The following is a 17361-nucleotide window of genomic DNA, read 5'->3' on the forward strand; positions in this document are numbered from 1 at the left end:
AGGCGGCTCACGTCACATCGATTACGACCATCAACCCGCCGCCGCCCTTCTCCTCGACATTGTTGTTCGTGGTGTGATGCGGGATGTGGCAATGGATCAGCCATTTGCCCGGACGCTGCGCCTTCCAGATCACGTCGTAGCGCTGACCCGGCCCGACATTGACCGTATCGGCAAGGAAACGACCCGCGGCAGGGATCGTCTCGCCGTCGCGGGCAACGACCTCGAACGGTCCGCCATGGATATGCATCGGATGGATGAAGCCGTTGTTGGTGCCGATGAACCGCACCTTGAGCGTCTCGCCGACCTTCATCGGGACCGTCTCGCTCGAGGGATAGGCCTTGCCGTTGATGGTGAAGAAATTCGGCATGCCGCCGTCCATCGGCATCGACGGGTAGGTCAGCCCTTCCCGCACCAGCCATTCCTGAAGCTCGATGACATAATCCTGGTCGGCCGCGACCTCATCGGCGGGATTGGCGGGATCGATGATCAGCGCACCGTAGAGGCCGAGCGCCTGGGTCCGGTCCGGCTTGGCATGGGGGTGGTAGAAATAGGTTCCGTGCTGGCTTGCGGTGAATTCGTATGAATAGGATTGGCCGGGCTCGATCGGCGCCTGCGTGATCTCGGCCGGCCCATCCATCTGGTTCGGCAAGATCAAGCCATGCCAATGCACTGTCGTTTCCTCAGGCAGGCCGTTGGTGACATTGATCCTGACCCGATCGCCCTGGCGAATGTGAATTCGCGGGCCGGGAATCTGGCCATTATAGGCATAGGCGTCTACCGCGACATTCGGCAGGATCTGCCAGCGGACCACTGAAGGCCTGAGCTCGAACACCTTGATGCCGTTCTCGATCCGAAACGGCAGGTCCTGGTCGCCCTTTGCCGGCAGGCCATAAGAGGCGGTCACGAGGCGCGGATCGGTAGCGGCCATGTCGCGCATCGCGTCGGCCGGCGTGTCGCGATCCATGATCATGCCGCGCGGCATGATCACCCCGCCGACGTCGCGTGCCGACAGCGTCAGGTTCAGCCAGTTCGCCGGCGCGACCATGCCGATGGCGAGCGCAAGCAGGGAGACGGCACCAAGGGCAGCGACCTGCGGGGTCGTGGCATCCGTCTCCATGTGATGACCGGCGCCGCCTTTGCTTTTATGGGAAGCCATATCGTGGTGCTGCCCGTGATGGCCACTGACGTCGGCCTGCTGCATTTGCATCTGCGCATGTTGCCTCGCGGCAGGCTGCTCCCGACCATCGATGCCAGCTGCCTGCGGGCGCTGCGTCATCAGCCCATGTTTCAGGCCGCGGACGACCAGCCAGACATTGGCTGGGTAGGCAAGCGCAAAGCCGGCGATGACGCCGATCGACATCACGCCCCAGAACAAAAGCTCCGTCGGCTCCATTGCGCGCATGTCGCGGCCCATCATCAGAAAACTCATGACCGGCGCCATGCCGGCCATCATGAAGTTCATTGAGATGAACTCGGGCAGGAAGCTCTTGCGCACGTTCTCCCAATAGGTGCCGCCCATCATCGATTTCATGAACAGCGATTGGAAGATGAACAGGCCGAAGGCAAAGCCGGCGAGATATTCAACGATCAGGTCGATCCACATCGGCAGGCCGAGCGCCGCCGTGACGGCGGCGGCAAGAATGATGCCGGTGGCATCGCCGGCGACGCAGTGGATGGTGGAGCCGACGCCCTGCTTCCAGAGCGGCTGGGTGAAGCGTTCATGCTCGCCCGGCCGGGGCTCCTTATCGGCGAGCACGTAGAGCAGCAAGCCGAGCGGCCCCATATAGAGGGTAACCAGGATGAAGCCCCATTTCATCACCACCGGCTCGGGATTGTTGCGATATTGGTCGAAGCCGACATAAAGCGTCGAAGCCAGCGCCAGCGCGAACCAGACGACGAGGAAATAATCGATCGGTTGGATGAGCATCAGGATGAACCCTTTACCTGCCGCCGCACGCGCCCACGCGGCTCGCTATACAACTCCCAATGGCAATGAACGCAGCCGGCGCGCTTATGATCCGTGCCGGCCGTATGCTGTTCAGACGGCCTGTCTTCGTTGTCGTAACCGACTGACCTGATGCCAGCCGAAATTGCGGTTTCGTCTGCCTTGCCTTCTGCCGCGACCGTCGATGATCCAAGATCGCAGCTTGTTTCCGGAACTTTCAGCCTTATCATTGCGGGTTTCCTCTAGTGAGGTTGTTATGAGGCTTCCCATCACGGGAAGGTCAAGGGCTTTTGAGCCAGCACAGATCATCGCTGCCGTGCCGAAGCAGGACATCGAAATTTGCCTCTTGACCTTCCCGTGATGGGAACCTTTATGTCGTGTGGCAACTGCCCGCTTGGAGTTGCAAAACCGTCACTGCCATCACTCCTCGAATCCCAGACGAGCCTGTTTCCGCTCCCGCGATTCAGATTGGCTCCGAGGGGCATGACCTTGCGCCTCCTGCGCCGCACGCTTGAAAAGGCGCTGAAGACGATGGCATGGCTGACCGAGGCCAATGTCAATCTGGCTACGGAGCGTGCCACCTGAGTTATACCGCGTGCGGACGCGCGTGACCTTAATCTCGGAGACAACACATGAATCGACGCAGTTTTCTGGCGGCAAGCGTTGCCACGGTTCTCGCTAGTCCGCGAGCCGTCGCCCAGATGAAGATGGACGAGATGCCCGGCATGGATATGGGGCACGCGGGCCTCGACATGGGCGCGGCGCCAAAAAGCGCAGCCATGCTGGCTGAGGGCCAAGCGCTGCGCGAGTTGCCGCTGCTAGCCAATGAAGCCAATACGAGCCGCCTGTTCAGAGCGAACCTCACGGCTGAACCCGCCATGGTTCGCATTGCAGAAGGGCTCGACACGCCAATCCTTGGGTACAATGGCATGAGCCCGGGGCCATTGATCGAGGTGACTGAAGGCGACCGTGTCGAGATTGCGTTCACCAACCGAATTCCTGACGAGACGAGCACCGTCCATTGGCATGGCGTGCCCGTTCCGGCTGACCAGGATGGCAATCCGATGGACCCTGTTGCGACGGGCACGGAGCGCACCTACAGCTTCGAACTGCCCGAAGGAAGCGCGGGGTCGTACTGGTATCATCCGCATCCGCACGGCAAGACGGCCGAGCAGGTCTATCGCGGACTTGCCGGCGCGTTCGTGGTCAAGCCGAAGGCGGACCCGATCCCGGCCGAGTATGGCGACACTGTGCTGGTGTTCACAGACCTTCGCCTTGCCGCCGACGGCACCATGCCGGACAATACCATGATCGATTTGATGAACGGGCGGGTCGGCGATCACGTGCTGGTCAACGGACAGAAAAATCCCGTGCTATCGGTCTCGTTTGGAACAAAGCGGCGATTTCGGTTCTACAACGCGACCAACGCGCGCTTTTTGCGGCTCTCCTTCGATGGCGCACCCATGACGATCATCGGCACCGATGGCGGTCTGCTGGCGGCGCCGGTGGCAGCCAAGGATGTCCTGCTCAGCCCGGCGGAACGCCTTGAACTGATCGTCTCGTTTGAGAAGCCCGGCCCCGTCACCCTGAACACGCTCGACTACGATCGCGGCTGGATGGGCGCAGGCCGCCCCGCCGATGCAGGCCTGACATTGCTTACGGTCAATGTTTTGGACACGCCTGCAGAGGCGTTTCCTCCGCTGCCGGAAAAGCTTCGGCCAATTGCGCAACTTGGCACCCCTGCCGTCAGCCGGCGTTTCGTGTTCACCGAGACGATGACGATGAGCGCGACGGATATGCAGATGGGCTTCCTGATCAACGGCGCGGCGTTCGACATGGGCCGCATCGACGTGGTATCGAAAACAGGGCAGGTCGAGCTCTGGGAAATCGTCAACAAGGCCGACATGGACCATCCGTTCCATGTCCACGGGACGCAGTTCCAGGTGGTCGAGCACGAACGTGGTGGGCAGGTCTCGAAACCGGCCTATCTCGCCTGGAAGGACACGGTCAACGTGGCGCGCGGCGAGACGGTGCGGCTCTTACTTCGCCAGGATCAGCCCGGGCGGCGGATGTATCATTGCCACATCCTGGAGCACGAGCAGCTCGGCATGATGGGCGTCGTCGACGTGCAGGCATAGCCGATAGTCCGACGTGGCTGCACTGGCAATCTATGGCGCCCTGTTCACCAGCGCATTCCTCGCCGCAACCATCTTACCGGTCTCGTCGGAATTGATGCTCGCCGGCTTGATCGCCAGCGGCCGTGGCGATCCGGTGCTACTGCTTGCGGTCGCCACAATCGGCAACACGCTCGGCTCGGTGATGAACTGGACGCTGGGGCGGGGCATCGATACGCTGCAATCCAAGTGGTGGTTTCCTATCACTCGTGAACGATACCAGCGGGCGAGCAGGACCTTTCGTCGCTTTGGCGCGTGGTTGCTCCTATTCGCCTGGCTGCCGGTCGTCGGGGACGCCTTCACCGTCGCGGCAGGCGCGGTCCGCATGCATCTCGGCGTATTCGTGATGCTTGTCGCATTGGGCAAGGCTGCACGATATACGGCAATCGTCGCAGGAGGATTGTGGGTGCTGAGATAGTTGCCGATGCTCGCCATCGACCTGGGCAAATCCTCCCGAGCATCACCGGTCGTCGAATACGCGTAAGGCCCGAGCAAGACAGAGAGCCCGGTCCGCCGCTCTTGTCCGAACCGACGTACTGGATCAGTGCAGGATCTGCGACAGGAACAGTTTCGTGCGCTCGTGGCGCGGGTGGTCGAAGAATTCGGCCGGGGTGTTCTGCTCGACGATCTGGCCCTGGTCCATGAAGATCACCCGGTTGGCGACCTTGCGCGCAAAGCCCATCTCGTGGGTGACGCAGAGCATGGTCATGCCCTCCTCGGCCAGCCCGACCATCGTCTCCAGCACTTCCTTGATCATTTCCGGGTCGAGCGCCGAGGTCGGCTCGTCGAACAGCATGATACGCGGGTTCATGCACAGCGAGCGGGCGATCGCCACGCGCTGTTGCTGGCCGCCGGAAAGCTGACCGGGATATTTGTTGGCCTGTTCCGGGATCTTGACGCGCGTGAGGAAATGCATGGCGATTTCCTCGGCCTGCTTCCGCGGCATCTTACGCACCCAGATCGGCGCCAGCGTGCAATTTTCCAGAATGGTCAGATGCGGGAACAGGTTGAAGTGCTGGAACACCATGCCGACCTCGCGGCGCACCTCGTCGATCTTCTTCAGATCGTTGGTCAGTTCCTTGCCGTCGACGATGATCTTGCCCTTCTGGTGCTCCTCCAGCCGGTTGATGCAGCGGATCATCGTCGATTTGCCGGAGCCCGACGGGCCGCAGATGACGATGCGCTCGCCGCGCATCACCTTCAGATTGATATCCTTCAGCACATGGAATTCGCCGTACCATTTGTGCATGGCAATGATGTCGATGGCGACATCGGTAGTGGAAATGTGCATCTTAGCGGCATTGACCTTGATCTCTTCCGCGCTGACGGCGTTTTCTATGACCATGACAAGGTCCCCTTTTTAGCGTTTGTGGCCGGTGTCGAGACGGCGTTCCGTGTACATTGAATAGCGCGACATGCCGAAGCAGAACAGCCAGAAGATGAAGGCCGCGAACACCAGGCCGGATCTGGCCGTCTGCGGCGTCGCCCAATTCGCGTCGGAGAAGTTCTGCTTGACGATGCCGAGGAGGTCGAACATCGAGATGACGATGACCAGGCTGGTGTCTTTGAACATGCCGATGAAGGTGTTGACGATGCCGGGAATGACCAGCTTCAGCGCCTGCGGCATGACGACCAGACCCATCTTCTGCCAGTAGCTGAGGCCGAGCGAATCGGCGCCCTCATACTGGCCTTTGGGGATCGCCTGCAGGCCACCGCGCACCACTTCGGCCATGTAGGCGGCGGCAAACAGCGACACGCCGATCAACGCGCGCAGGAACTTGTCGAAGCTGACGCCGGCCGGCAGGAACAGCGGCAGCATCACGCTGGCGAAGAACAGCACCGTAATCAGCGGAATGCCGCGTACCGTCTCGATGAAGATCACGCACAGCAGCTTGACGATCGGCATGTTCGAGCGCCGGCCGAGCGCCAGCACGATGCCGATCGGCAGCGATACGGCAATGCCGACGAAGGACAGGCTGAGTGTCACCAGCAGCCCACCCCAACGCGACGTTTCGACATGCGGCAGGCCAAACATGCCGCCGACCAGCAGAACGAAGGCGACCACCGGCAGCGCCAGGAAGAGAAGAATGGCGTTCAGTCCTTTGCGCGGCACACGCGGGATGAGCAAAGGCACCAATAGCGCCACGAACAGGATGGCCACCAGGATCGGCCGCCAACGCTCCTCGATGGGATAGGTGCCGAACATGAACTGGCCGAACTTGGCGTTGACGAATGCCCAGCAAGCCCCGGTCCAGCCATCCGGCTGGATGCCGCCTTGCGCCACGGTGGCGCAGACCGTGCGGTCCGGTCCGGTCCACTGGGCGTTGATGAACGCCCAATTGACGATTTGCGGCACGATCATAGCGACCAGCGCGATGCCGACGATGGTCAAGATGGTGTCGCCCGTGGTGGCAATCAGGTTCTTGCGGACCCAGGCGGTGAGGCCACGCTCGCTCGACGGTGCCGGCTGCGCCAGCGCCATCTCCGTCCGCACCCAGGACATGTCGTGTTCCTGCATGGCCCTACCTCTCCACCAGCGCCATCCTGGCGTTGACGACGTTCATGATCGCCGACGTGATCAGGCTGAGCGCGAGATAGACAGCCATCATGATCACCACGCCTTCAACCGCCTGCCCGGTCTGGTTCAAGACAGTGCCGGCGGTCGCCGTCAGATCCGGATAACCGATGGCGATGGCGAGCGAGGAATTCTTGGTCAGATTGAGATACTGGCTGGTCAGCGGCGGAATGACGATGCGCATCGCCTGCGGCACGACGACAAGCCTGAGGATCGATCCCGAGCGCAGCCCGAGTGCCGCGGCGGCCTCGGTCTGGCCCGTGCTGACGCCCCTGATGCCGGCGCGCACGATCTCGGCGATGAAGGCGGCGGTATAGCAGGACAACGCCAGATAGAGTGACAGGAACTCGGGCCTGACCTGAAATCCGCCGACCAGGTTGAAGGTCGATTGTTTCGGGAATTCGAAGCTCAGCGGAAAGCCGCTCAGCGCGTAGGCGAGCAGCGGCAGGCCGACGATCAAGGCTATTGATGTCCAGAGCACCGGGAACGGCTGACCTGTCGCCATCTGCCGCTGCCGCGCCTTGCGGGCGACGAACCAGGCCATGGCAATGCCGAGGAGCAGGGCGACCAGGATCAGCCAGGAGCCCTCGCCCCATACGGCGCGCGGAAAATAGAAGCCGCGCTGGTTGAGAAAGGAGCCGAACGGCAAATTGATGCTCTCGCGCGGCGGCGGCAGCACGGCGAGCACGCCGGAATACCAGAAGAAGATGACCAGCAGCGGCGGGATGTTGCGGAAGACCTCGACATAGACCGTGCAGATCTTCCTGATCAGCCAGTTTCGCGAAAGCCGGCCGATGCCGACGATGAAACCGATGATGGTGGCGGTGACGATGCCGACGACGGCAACGATCACGGTGTTGATGAAGCCGACCAGGATGGCTCGGAAATAAGTCGAATCCGACGAATAGGCGATGGCGCTTTCGCTGATGTCGAAACCAGCGCGGCCCCTGAGGAAGCCGAAGCCGGAAGCGATGTGCAAGCGCGTCAAATTGACGAGGACGTTGTGGGTAACCCACCAGACCCCTGCTACCAGCAGGACGAGGACCAGTGCTTGAAAGAAAATGCCGCGGATACGAGGATCATTGATGAGGGAACCGCGGCTTGGCTCCTCGCGAAGAACTTCCTGCGATGCCATTCGACAGTCCCCTGGAAAGAGAGACCGGAAGGCAGACGATCTGCCTTCCGGATCCATTTTCGATCAGCGGATCGGCGGAGCGTATTGCAGACCACCCTTGGTCCACAGCGCGTTGATGCCGCGCGCGATCTTCAGCGGGCTGCCGGAGCCGACATTGCGTTCGAACATCTCGCCGTAATTGCCGACGGCCTTGACGATGTTGACGACCCAGTCATTGGAGACGCCGAGATCGGTGCCAATCTTGGTGTCGGCTTCCTGGCCGAGCACGCGCTTGATCTCGGGACTGTCCGAGTTCTTCATCTCCTCGACATTGGCCTTGGTGATGCCGAGCTCCTCGGCGTCGAGCAGCGCGAAATAGGTCCACTTGACGATGTGGTACCATTGGTCGTCGCCCTGGCGCACGGCCGGCCCAAGCGGTTCCTTGGAGATGATCTCGGGCAACACGACGTGGTCGGCCGGCGCACCAAGCGTCAGGCGGATGCCATAGAGGCCCGACTGGTCGGTGGTGTAGACGTCGCAGCGGCCGGCGTCATAGGCGGCGTTGACCTCTTCCAGCTTTTCGAAGACGACCGGGTTGTACTCCATCTTGTTCGACTTGAAGTAGTCGGCGAGGTTGAGCTCGGTCGTGGTGCCGCTCTGCACGCAGACCGCCGCGCCCGAAAGCTGCAGCGCCGAGTTCACGCCCGGAAGCTTTTTGGCGTTGATCATGAAGCCCTGGCCGTCATAATAAGTCGTGCCGATGAAGTTCAGGCCGAGTGCGGTGTCGCGATTGATGGTCCAGGTGGTGTTGCGCGACAGGATGTCGATCTCGCCCGACTGAAGAGCGGTAAACCGCTCCTTGGCGCTGAGCGGGGTAAACTTCACCTTGGTGCCATCGCCGAACACGGCGGCCGCCACGGCGCGGCAGAAGTCCGCGTCGATGCCCTGCCACTCACCCTTGTCGTCCGGCGCCGAGAAGCCGGCCAGACCGGTCGAGACGCCGCACTGGATGAAGCCCTTCGCCTTGACATCGTCGAGCGTGGCTGCCGAAGCCGCCGAAGCCGCGAATCCAAACGCGGCGGCGCCCAAAATGCCGATTGCAATGTGTTTCATGACCCACAGACCCTTTTCTGTTTTTTCCAGGCGAACCTGACTTTTTCCGTGTGAACGCAGCTATGTATCCCGGCCCGTTACCGGAATCCCGCATCGTAACCGACGCGCTGCCTCCCATTCACGAACAACATCGAAGGCGATTATTCCTGTGAGGTCAAGGGAAATGACCGAATCCAAACGACTTTGAAAACCCGCCGCCTGAAATGCCTGAAATTGCAGATAAACGCGCTCGCAAATTGGTCAGCGCGCCAATAAAGCCGGCAAAGTCCGACCGTGACTTGCCAAGCGCACCTGGCAGCCGTCCCGCCGATCCACGACGCAATGCTGAATTGGCACATTCAAGAGCTTGGCCTGGCGGCTGCGGTGCGGTTGCGCGGCCAATGCCGCCGCACTATGGCTAACGACCTTACCCATGGGACGAAAAGCAATGGCAAAAGACGGCAGCGAGATGGGCATCAACACGCGGCTTGCCCATTCCGGCAACAACCCGCATGACTATTTCGGCTTCGTCAATCCGCCGGTGGTGCATGCCTCGACCGTGCTCTATTCCAACGCGGCGGCGATGGCTTCACGCAGCCAGAAATACACCTACGGAACGCGCGGCACGCCGACCACCGATGCGCTGAACAGCGCGATCGATGCGCTGGAAGGCTCCGCCGGCACGGTCGCGGTGCCGTCGGGCCTTGCCGCGGTGACGCTGCCGCTGCTCGCCTTCCTGTCGGCCGGCGATCATCTTTTGATCGTCGATTCCGTCTATCATCCAACCCGCAACTTCGCCGACACGATGCTGAAGCGGCTGGGCATCGAGGTCGAGTATTACGAACCGCGCATCGGCGCCGGCATCGCGGCGCTGATCAAGCCCAACACCAGGGTGGTGTTCACCGAATCGCCGGCCTCCAACACCTTCGAGGTGCAGGACATACCGGCCATCGCCAAGGCAGCACATGCCGCCGGCGCCATCGTCATGATGGACAACACCTGGGCGACGCCGCTCTACTTTCGCCCCCTCGACCATGGCGTCGACATGTCGATCCATGCGGCGACGAAATACCCGGCCGGCCATTCCGACGTGCTGCTCGGCACGGTGTCGGCCAATGCGGACTGCTGGAAGCAGCTTTGCGAGACGTTCAACACGATGGGCTGCTGCGCCGGGCCGGACGACGTCTACCAGGTGCTGCGCGGCCTGCGCACCATGGGTGTGCGGCTGGAGCACCATCAAAAAAGCGCGCTTGCCCTCGCCGGCTGGCTGGAGAGCCAGCCGGGCGTGGCGCAGGTGCTGCATCCGGGGCTGCCCAGCCATCCCGACCACGCTTTGTGGAAGCGCGATTTTTGCGGATCGAGCGGCATCTTCTCTATCGTCCTTGCAGGCGGCGGACAGAAGCAGCAGCACGCCTTCCTCGATGCGTTGAAGTTTTTCGGCCTCGGCTATTCCTGGGGCGGCTATGAGAGCCTTGCCGTGCCGGTATTCCTTGGCGACCGCACCGTCGCCAAAGGCCCATACGACGGGCCGCTGGTGCGCCTGCAGATCGGGCTCGAGGATGTCGAGGATTTGAAGGCCGACCTGGCGCGCGGCCTGGCTGCGGCCGCTGAGGCCTGAGCCAGCACCTTTCCAGGCCGAGTCAGGAAATCGGCGTAACAGCCTGGAAAACTTGCGATCCTGAGCGATGTGATGGCGGCCGATCGGCCGATGAAAGCGGTACCTACAAAATAGAGACGCCGCTGTGGTGGAGGCGATAGAATAGCCTCTGCCGGCGCTTGATACGGATCGAGGCTGGCCGGCGGATTCGTCGGGAACCTTTTGGCGGCCGATGCATCCAATGTCGCGATGAGAAGCCTATCAGGAGATCGGCCATGCCTGCTGCGTTGACGGCAATCCCCGCCGCCTCCGGCGACATGCAGCTTGTCGGCCGCGCGCTGGCACGCGATGGCGATGCATTCCGCACCATCATCAAGACGCACAATCAAAGGCTCTACCGCATCGCCCGCGGCGTGGTGCGTAACGACAGCGAGGCCGAGGACATCGTCCAGGAGGCCTATGTCAGCGCCTTTGCCCATCTCGAGGCATTTCGCGGCGATGCCTCGCTCGCCACGTGGCTGTCGCGTATCGTCATCAACGAAGCGCTCGGCCGCTTGCGCAAAAGGCGGCGAATGGTAGCGATGCCTGAAAACCCGCAAGCCGAAATCATCCGGTTTCCCCTCAACCCGAGCGACGATCCGGAGCGGACGATGGCGCAACGGCAGATCCTTGAGCTTGTCGAACGGGCAACCGACAGTCTTCCCGATGTTTACCGGTTGGTGTTCGTGGCGCGCGTCATCGAGGGATTGAGCATCGAGGAGACCGCCGAACTGCTTGGCGTGCGACCAGAAACCATCAAGACCCGGCTGCACCGCGCCCGTGCGCTGGTGCGCAAGGCGCTGGACGACCAGATCGGCCCGGTGCTGCTCGATGCCTTTCCGTTCGCCGGCCGGCGCTGCGAACGGCTGACCAATGCCGTGATGCAGCGGCTTGGTCTTTCCGGGTAGGTCGCGCCGATTTTCGCGGGAACGTTTGCCGGCGACCTGCATCCAATGAGCGTCACTGAAAACGAAGCCCGATGCAGTTCCGCGTCGGGGTGAAGGAGAGCATCATGTTTATTAGATCGACCACGGCATTGGCCGCAGTTTTCCTGCTTGGCGCAGCGCCCTTGTCGCAAGCTGCCGACAAGCCGACCGATCCGCAGATCGCACATATCGCCTACACAGCGGGCGGGCTTGACGTCGAAGCGGCCAAACAGGCGCTGAAGAAATCGAAAAACAAGGAGGTCGTGGATTTCGCCAAGGACATGGTGCGAGATCACGAGGCGGTCAACAAACAAGCTCTCGACCTGGTCAAGAAGCTCAAGGTCACGCCTGAGGACAATCCGACCAGCAAGGCGCTGACCAAGGCGGCGGCCGAGGAACGTGCCAAGCTTGCCAAGCTCAATGGCGCAGCGTTCGACAAGGCCTATGTCGCCAGCGAAGTGGCCTACCACAAACAGGTCAATGGCGCGCTCGAAACACTGCTGATTCCGTCGGCCAGCAATGCCGAGCTGAAGAGCCTGCTGGAAACCGGCCTGAAAATATTCCAGGGCCACGAACAGCACGCCGAGCACGTCGCCGGCATGCTGAAGTGATGATTGGGCCATTGATGTCGAGGCCGCATCTGTGGATTGCGCTGGCACTAGCCATCGGCGCCACGCCGGCCAACGCCGAAACCGTCGAGGTGACGATCGACAAGCTTGTGTTTTCGCCGGCAAAGATCGAGGCAAAGGTCGGCGACACGATCAAGTGGGTGAACAAGGACGTGTTTGCCCACACGGCAACCGTCAACGGCGACTGGGAAGTGATGGTCCCGCCGAAGAAGGCGGCGAGCCTGACGGTGAAAAAGGCGGAATCGGTCGATTATTTCTGCCGCTTCCATCCCAATATGAAGGGCCACGTGACGGTGACTTCGCCCTGACTGGCTAATTTTAGGCCGCCAGCCAGGCCGTTCCGGCAAGAAGCGTGACCAGCGTCAACGGCAGGCCGACCTTGAAGAAGGCGATGAAGCCCAGCGGTTTGCCGGAGACCCGCGCGTGCTCGGCAACGATCAGATTGGCGACCGAGCCGAGCAGCGTGAAATTGCCGGCCAGCGTCGAGCTCATGGCGACGACCAGCCAGGCCCGCTCGGGATTTTCCAGTCCGGGCATGAACGGCTTCAGCGCCAGCACGGCCGGGACATTGCTCATGATGTTGGACAGCACCGCGGTGAAGCCGGACAGCCGCCAGACATCGTTCAGCCCAAGGTCTTTTGCCGAAGCGACGATGTCGGGCGTCAGCAGCGTCTTCTCCGCGCCGGCGACCACGATGAACAGCCCGGCGAACATGAACAGCAGCGGCCCGTCGATCTCGCGATAGATGCGCTCAGGCTTGATGGCGCGGGTCAGCAACAGAATCGCGCCGCCGATCAGCGCCGCCTTGGCGACGGGAACGCCGGCAAAAAAGGCGAGCGCCAAACCGATACAGACGACCACCGCCTTCAGCACCTGCCCCGGCAGCATGCGGCCGCGATAGACTTCGGGGCTGAGCTCGGCCTTGCGCGAAAATTCGGCGCGGTAGACGATGCGGATGATGACGACGACGGCGACGAGGCCGAACAGGGCCACCGGCGCAAGCGCCGCCGAGAAGGCCGGATAGGAAATCCCCGACAGCGCGCCGATGACCATGTTCTGCGGATTGCCGGTGATGGTGGCGACGCTGCCGCAATTCGATGCCGTCGCCGTGGCGATCAGGTAGGGAACCGGGTTGCGGTTGATGACGCGGGTGACATGCACGACGATCGGCGCCATGACCAGGCAGATGGCGTCGTTGACCAGGAATGCCGACAGGACGCCGGTCAACAGCGTCACCATCACCAGCAGCATGAACGGCGCATGCGCATGCTCGATGGCGAACCCGCCGAGCGCGCGAAAGGCGCCGGACACTTTCAGATGCGCCACGACGATCATCATGCCGAGCAGAAGCGTGACGGTGTCGAAGCTGATGGCGCGGTAGGCATCTTCCATGTCGAGCGCGCCGATGGCGATCATCGCGGCACCGCCGAGCAGAGCGATGCCTGCCCGGTCGAGGCGCAGCCCGGGTATCCTGCCGATTGCGACGCCGGCATAGGTCAGGACCAGGATCAGCAATGCCGCCGCGCCCATCGCTTTCATGTTTCGGAAATCCTGTGCGACGGGCGGGTGAACCTGTCCAGAATGGACCTGGAAAATATTGGCGATCCCGACAGGATTCGAACCTGTGACCATCGGCTTAGAAGGCCGGTGCTCTATCCAGCTGAGCTACGGGACCGCTGGCCGGCCGCATGACCGGCGGATTGTGCCGGCAGGGCCGGTATGGGATCAATGCGTCCAGGGCGTTCTGCGGTCATAGCGGAAATTCTCCGCATAGGAAATCTGGCGGCGCTTGATTTCCTTCGGCTCCTCGACCCGGAAAGCCAGCCCTTCCTTCTCGGCATAGGCGACCGCCTCTTCTCTGGTGTCGAAGGTCAGCCTGATCTGGCTTCGCATGTCGCCGGACGTGGTGTAGCCCATCAGAGGATCGATCTTCTTGCGCTGCTCAGGATCGAATTCCAGCACCCAATAGCCGGTCTTGGCCTTGCCGGACTGCATCGCGGTTTTGGCTGGGCTGAAAATGCGGGCTGACATGACCACCTCATTGCTGGTTGCAATCACACGACCCCGAGACCACATTACTGCTCTCTGGCCATGCACTAGCCCGTCATTACTGCGCAATGCCGCCGGCAGCAAGGCCGATGGCTTTTTACGCTTGCTTTGACGGGCCGAAATCAATAGGCAACAGACCGTTCGGAGTGTAGCGCAGCCTGGTAGCGCATCTGGTTTGGGACCAGAGGGTCGGGAGTTCGAATCTCTCCACTCCGACCATTCATCAAGCAAATCTTGTCTCAGGCGAATCTCGTCCGCAGCGCGAGCGGATCACGCTCGAGTGTGTCTCCCGTCGCCAGTCATGCTTAAGCGACGGACGGACAGCACGAGCCCGCGCTGCCCGTCCGATATGCAAGCCGTCAGCCCTGGATGAAGGCCAACAGATCCGGATTGATGATCTCCGGATGGGTGGTGCACATGCCGTGCGGCAGGCCTTTGTAGACCTTAAGCGTGCCGTGCTTCACCAGCTTGGCCGCAAGCAGCGCAGAATCGGCGATCGGCACGATCTGGTCGTCGTCGCCATGCATGATCAGGACCGGTACGTCGATCTTTCTGAGATCGTCGGTGAAATCGGTCTCCGAGAATGCCTTGATGCAGTCGTAATGGGCTTTGGCTCCGCCCATCATGCCCTGGCGCCACCAATTGTCGACGGCGCCTTGCGAGACCTTGGCGCCCTCGCGGTTGAAGCCATAGAACGGGCCGGCCGGCACCTCCCTGTAGAATTGGGCCCGGTTAGCGGCCAGAGCCGCGCGAAAGCCGTCGAAGACTTCGATCGGCAAGCCCCCGGGGTTGCTGTCGGTCTTGACCATGATCGGCGGCACGGCGCCGATCAGCACCGCCTTGGCAACACGGCCGCCGCCGCCATAAAGCGCGACGTAACGCGCCACCTCGCCGCCACCGGTCGAGTGGCCGATGTGGATCGCATCCCTGAGATCGAGATGCGCCGCCAGGGCCGCAACATCGGCGGCGTAGGTGTCCATCTCGTTGCCGGTTGCGGTCTGCGACGAGCGGCCGTGCCCGCGGCGGTCATGTGCAATGACGCGATAGCCCTTTTCGAGGAAGAACAGCATCTGGTTGTCCCAGTCGTCTGAGCTCAGCGGCCAGCCGTGATGGAACACGATCGGCTGGCCCTTGCCCCAATCCTTGTAGAAAATCTCGGTGCCGTCATGGGTGGTGAATGTGCTCATCGTTCTACTCCTTGGTGGAAAAGTCGGGGGTAACGGGGAAGCTTTTAGCCTCTTCAGCTGGACAAATTATAACAGTGCGGTCAGGGTGAGCATTGGCAAAACGGACATTCAACGTGGCAAAACTGACAAATGACGGCAGCGTGTGATCTGATCGAAATCGGCCTTGTCTTATATCCCGGTGTGCAGGAAGCAGCCGTGCTCGGCCTGACCGATCTTTTTATGCTGGCAAACCGGCTGGCTGTCGAGCGGTCGCCGGACGCGGCGAGACTTCGCGTCAGCCATTGGCAATTGGAGGACGCCGGCCACACCGTAATCCGCACCTTCGACAGCGACCCCGGCGCCGACAATGAACCAGCCATGGTTATCCTCCCGCCGACCTTGGGAGATCCGGTTGCTCGGGAAGCAGCCGCGCCCTATGCCGGCTGGCTCAGGGACCGCCACACGGCAGGCGCGACGCTCGGTTCGATCTGTGCCGGCGCTTTCGTGCTTGCCGAGACCGGCCTGTTGTCCGGCCGTGCGGCGACGACGCACTGGGCCTATCGCGACGCGCTGGCGCTACGCTTTCCAGACATCCTGCTCGACGCCGACAGGCTGGTCATCGACGATGGCGATATCATTACCGCCGGCGGCTACATGGCCTGGACCGACCTCGGCCTGAAGCTGGTGGACAGGGTGCTCGGGTCAGCCGTCATGATGGACACGGCGCGTTTCATGCTGGTCGACCCGCCGGGCCGCGAGCAACGTTTTTACAGCCCGTTTGCGCCGCGGCTGACGCATGACGACGAAGCGATCCTCAAGGTGCAGCATTGGCTGCAGGCGAACGGCGCGCGCGACGTGACGCTTGGCGCCATGGCCGAGCATGCGAGGCTGGAGGAGCGGACCTTTCTGCGGCGCTTCCGCAACGCCACCGGCCTGAAGCCGACCGAATATTGCCAGCACCTGCGCGTCGGCAAGGCGCGCGAGATGCTGGAAAGCACGATGCGATCGATCGACCAGATCGCCTGGGAGGTCGGCTATGACGATCCCGGCTCCTTCCGCAAAGTATTCGCCAGGATAACCGGGCTGGTGCCCGGCGATTACCGCAAGCGCTTCGGCACGGAACGAGCTGTGATTGTGGGCCGAGAGAGCTGAGGCCCGGCAGTGGCGGCGCCCGCACGACCGGGCAGAAACGCTATATTGCCTTTCCTAGAGGGCGCTTTCCATGTCAGTCTTTGAAAAATCGTCACCGACATAGAGCAAACGGCAGCCATGTTCTTTCGCCACCTCATAGGCGAAGCAGTCGCCGAAATTGAGTGCGGCTGGGTGGATGCCCTTCCCCCATCGTGCGTAGGCCTCGGCGATACGGCGCGCGGAGGCCGGCGTCACTGCGGCGATCTCGAAGCCAAGCCCCTCGATGAGGCCGGACAGCTCTTCGCCGACATTCCGTCGCGCCGCGACGATCAGCGCTTCCGCCACGGTGCCGGCCGAAATCAGAATGTCGTCCTCGGCCTCGAGCGCCGCGATGCAGGCCCCGGCTTTTGGCTCATCAAGGACGATGGCCATCAGCGCCGAAGTATCGACCACGATCATTTGGGCACGCCATCGTCACCGTATAGGAAGTCCTGGCTTCGCGCTGCGGATGACCCAGCCTTTGCCTTTGCGGCGCCGGAGGCGCGCATCGCCTCTAGCAATGCCCGGCGGCTTTTCCTGTCCGGCACCGTCTTCACGGGGACCAGACGCACGGCCGCATGACCATGCCGGGTCAGGATGATCTCGTCACCTGCCTCGGCTCGGCGCACCAGCTCGGTCAGCTGCCCCTTGGCGTCTGTAACGGATACCTGCATCGGCTCGCTCTTTTATGGACCATATTCCGAGGTCCCTACCTTGGTGATAGATAGACCATCCAATGGTCCATTGCAATGCATCTGACGGCAAGCTCGCCGGGAAGAGAACCCCAACCACCCCATCTCCCGGCGAGCCTACTACCTGATTTGATACGCAACCAGGACCGGGATTAGCCGGCAAGCTCTTTGCTGCAAGACAGATGCCAGCCTT

17 protein-coding genes and 2 tRNA genes are annotated in these 17361 nt (G+C 61.9%); 8 read left to right on the forward strand and 11 right to left on the reverse strand.

Going from position 1 to position 17361, the window contains the following annotated elements:
- Window positions 1-7 precede the first annotated feature (7 nt).
- Window positions 8-1927 (reverse strand): multicopper oxidase domain-containing protein, encoded by a 1920-nt coding sequence (locus AC0L2P_RS10485; RefSeq protein WP_473501146.1) that lies wholly within the window; start codon window positions 1925-1927, stop codon window positions 8-10.
- 650 nt (window positions 1928-2577) lie between these two features.
- On the opposite strand from AC0L2P_RS10485, the gene AC0L2P_RS10490 reads away from it, so the two are divergent.
- Entirely contained in the window at window positions 2578-4083 is a 1506-nt protein-coding gene (locus tag AC0L2P_RS10490; protein WP_473501147.1) for a multicopper oxidase family protein, read from the forward strand.
- Window positions 4084-4096: 13 nt separating this feature from the next.
- A complete protein-coding gene (locus AC0L2P_RS10495) occupies window positions 4097-4537 on the forward strand; it encodes a YqaA family protein (protein ID WP_473501148.1) in 441 nt (146 codons plus the stop codon).
- A 123-nt stretch (window positions 4538-4660) separates the two neighbouring features.
- On the opposite strand, the gene AC0L2P_RS10500 is transcribed toward AC0L2P_RS10495, so the two are convergent.
- From AC0L2P_RS10500 to AC0L2P_RS10515, 4 genes are all read right to left on the reverse strand, one after another.
- Entirely contained in the window at window positions 4661-5410 is a 750-nt protein-coding gene (locus AC0L2P_RS10500; protein WP_031194215.1) for an amino acid ABC transporter ATP-binding protein, read from the reverse strand.
- Window positions 5411-5479: 69 nt separating this feature from the next.
- Window positions 5480-6637: an amino acid ABC transporter permease gene (locus tag AC0L2P_RS10505; RefSeq protein WP_473501149.1), complete on the reverse strand. Its 1158-nt coding sequence runs from the start codon at window positions 6635-6637 to the stop codon at window positions 5480-5482.
- 4 nt (window positions 6638-6641) lie between these two features.
- The gene (locus tag AC0L2P_RS10510; RefSeq protein ID WP_473501150.1) at window positions 6642-7829 is read right to left on the reverse strand and encodes an amino acid ABC transporter permease; all 1188 of its coding nucleotides are present in this window, start codon (window positions 7827-7829) and stop codon (window positions 6642-6644) included.
- A 63-nt stretch (window positions 7830-7892) separates the two neighbouring features.
- A complete protein-coding gene (locus tag AC0L2P_RS10515; RefSeq protein WP_473501151.1) occupies window positions 7893-8921 on the reverse strand; it encodes an amino acid ABC transporter substrate-binding protein in 1029 nt (342 codons plus the stop codon).
- Between the two features lie 427 nt (window positions 8922-9348).
- On the opposite strand from AC0L2P_RS10515, the gene AC0L2P_RS10520 reads away from it, so the two are divergent.
- The 4 genes from AC0L2P_RS10520 (at window position 9349) to AC0L2P_RS10535 (ending at window position 12399) form a co-directional block, all read left to right on the forward strand.
- Entirely contained in the window at window positions 9349-10518 is a 1170-nt protein-coding gene (locus AC0L2P_RS10520) for a cystathionine beta-lyase (protein WP_473501152.1), read from the forward strand.
- 254 nt (window positions 10519-10772) lie between these two features.
- A complete protein-coding gene (locus AC0L2P_RS10525; protein WP_473501153.1) occupies window positions 10773-11444 on the forward strand; it encodes an RNA polymerase sigma factor in 672 nt (223 codons plus the stop codon).
- Window positions 11445-11548: 104 nt separating this feature from the next.
- Entirely contained in the window at window positions 11549-12073 is a 525-nt protein-coding gene (locus AC0L2P_RS10530) for a DUF4142 domain-containing protein (RefSeq protein ID WP_473501154.1), read from the forward strand.
- Window positions 12074-12087: 14 nt separating this feature from the next.
- On the forward strand, window positions 12088-12399 hold the full coding sequence (locus AC0L2P_RS10535) for a cupredoxin domain-containing protein (RefSeq protein ID WP_473501155.1): 312 nt from the start codon (window positions 12088-12090) through the stop codon (window positions 12397-12399).
- A gap of 10 nt (window positions 12400-12409) precedes the next feature.
- Here the strand turns inward: AC0L2P_RS10535 and AC0L2P_RS10540 are convergent, their stop codons facing one another.
- The 3 genes from AC0L2P_RS10540 to AC0L2P_RS10550 form a co-directional block, all read right to left on the reverse strand.
- On the reverse strand, window positions 12410-13630 hold the full coding sequence (locus AC0L2P_RS10540) for an anion transporter (RefSeq protein WP_473501156.1): 1221 nt from the start codon (window positions 13628-13630) through the stop codon (window positions 12410-12412).
- A gap of 59 nt (window positions 13631-13689) precedes the next feature.
- Window positions 13690-13766: transfer RNA gene (locus AC0L2P_RS10545), tRNA-Arg, on the reverse strand.
- A 50-nt stretch (window positions 13767-13816) separates the two neighbouring features.
- A complete protein-coding gene (locus AC0L2P_RS10550; protein ID WP_023677641.1) occupies window positions 13817-14122 on the reverse strand; it encodes an ETC complex I subunit in 306 nt (101 codons plus the stop codon).
- Window positions 14123-14282: 160 nt separating this feature from the next.
- Between AC0L2P_RS10550 and AC0L2P_RS10555 the strand changes: the two genes are divergently transcribed.
- Window positions 14283-14359: transfer RNA gene (locus tag AC0L2P_RS10555), tRNA-Pro, on the forward strand.
- Window positions 14360-14499: 140 nt separating this feature from the next.
- Here the strand turns inward: AC0L2P_RS10555 and AC0L2P_RS10560 are convergent.
- Window positions 14500-15327, reverse strand: coding sequence for an alpha/beta fold hydrolase (locus tag AC0L2P_RS10560; RefSeq protein ID WP_473501157.1), 828 nt, complete (start codon window positions 15325-15327; stop codon window positions 14500-14502).
- Between the two features lie 129 nt (window positions 15328-15456).
- Here AC0L2P_RS10560 and AC0L2P_RS10565 point away from each other — a divergent pair, with 129 nt between their 5' ends.
- The gene (locus tag AC0L2P_RS10565) at window positions 15457-16458 is read left to right on the forward strand and encodes a GlxA family transcriptional regulator (RefSeq protein WP_473501158.1); all 1002 of its coding nucleotides are present in this window, start codon (window positions 15457-15459) and stop codon (window positions 16456-16458) included.
- 54 nt (window positions 16459-16512) lie between these two features.
- Here AC0L2P_RS10565 and AC0L2P_RS10570 read toward each other — a convergent pair whose 3' ends face one another.
- Complete coding sequence (locus AC0L2P_RS10570) at window positions 16513-16896, reverse strand: type II toxin-antitoxin system VapC family toxin (protein WP_473501159.1); 384 nt, start codon at window positions 16894-16896, stop codon at window positions 16513-16515.
- Window positions 16893-17150 carry a type II toxin-antitoxin system Phd/YefM family antitoxin gene (locus AC0L2P_RS10575; protein WP_473501160.1) on the reverse strand — a complete coding sequence of 86 codons (258 nt, stop codon included), beginning with the start codon at window positions 17148-17150 and terminating at the stop codon, window positions 16893-16895. Before AC0L2P_RS10575 ends, AC0L2P_RS10570 begins: the two co-directional genes overlap by 4 nt.
- Between the last annotated feature and the right edge of the window lie 211 nt (window positions 17151-17361).

The organism is Mesorhizobium sp. WSM4836 (genome assembly GCF_055811815.1).

Coding starts and splice junctions, on each gene's coding strand:
- AC0L2P_RS10560 (WP_473501157.1), bottom strand. CDS start 15,327: ATGAGCACATTCACCACCCATGACGGCACCGAGATTTTCTACAAGGAT.
- AC0L2P_RS10515 (WP_473501151.1), bottom strand. CDS start 8,921: ATGAAACACATTGCAATCGGCATTTTGGGCGCCGCCGCGTTTGGATTC.
- AC0L2P_RS10500 (WP_031194215.1), bottom strand. CDS start 5,410: ATGCACATTTCCACTACCGATGTCGCCATCGACATCATTGCCATGCAC.
- AC0L2P_RS10565 (WP_473501158.1), top strand. CDS start 15,457: ATGACGGCAGCGTGTGATCTGATCGAAATCGGCCTTGTCTTATATCCC.
- AC0L2P_RS10575 (WP_473501160.1), bottom strand. CDS start 17,150: ATGCAGGTATCCGTTACAGACGCCAAGGGGCAGCTGACCGAGCTGGTG.
- AC0L2P_RS10510 (WP_473501150.1), bottom strand. CDS start 7,829: ATGGCATCGCAGGAAGTTCTTCGCGAGGAGCCAAGCCGCGGTTCCCTC.
- AC0L2P_RS10525 (WP_473501153.1), top strand. CDS start 10,773: ATGCCTGCTGCGTTGACGGCAATCCCCGCCGCCTCCGGCGACATGCAG.
- AC0L2P_RS10540 (WP_473501156.1), bottom strand. CDS start 13,630: ATGAAAGCGATGGGCGCGGCGGCATTGCTGATCCTGGTCCTGACCTAT.
- AC0L2P_RS10530 (WP_473501154.1), top strand. CDS start 11,549: ATGTTTATTAGATCGACCACGGCATTGGCCGCAGTTTTCCTGCTTGGC.
- AC0L2P_RS10520 (WP_473501152.1), top strand. CDS start 9,349: ATGGCAAAAGACGGCAGCGAGATGGGCATCAACACGCGGCTTGCCCAT.
- AC0L2P_RS10505 (WP_473501149.1), bottom strand. CDS start 6,637: ATGCAGGAACACGACATGTCCTGGGTGCGGACGGAGATGGCGCTGGCG.
- AC0L2P_RS10570 (WP_473501159.1), bottom strand. CDS start 16,896: ATGATCGTGGTCGATACTTCGGCGCTGATGGCCATCGTCCTTGATGAG.
- AC0L2P_RS10535 (WP_473501155.1), top strand. CDS start 12,088: ATGTCGAGGCCGCATCTGTGGATTGCGCTGGCACTAGCCATCGGCGCC.
- AC0L2P_RS10550 (WP_023677641.1), bottom strand. CDS start 14,122: ATGTCAGCCCGCATTTTCAGCCCAGCCAAAACCGCGATGCAGTCCGGC.
- AC0L2P_RS10490 (WP_473501147.1), top strand. CDS start 2,578: ATGAATCGACGCAGTTTTCTGGCGGCAAGCGTTGCCACGGTTCTCGCT.
- AC0L2P_RS10485 (WP_473501146.1), bottom strand. CDS start 1,927: ATGCTCATCCAACCGATCGATTATTTCCTCGTCGTCTGGTTCGCGCTG.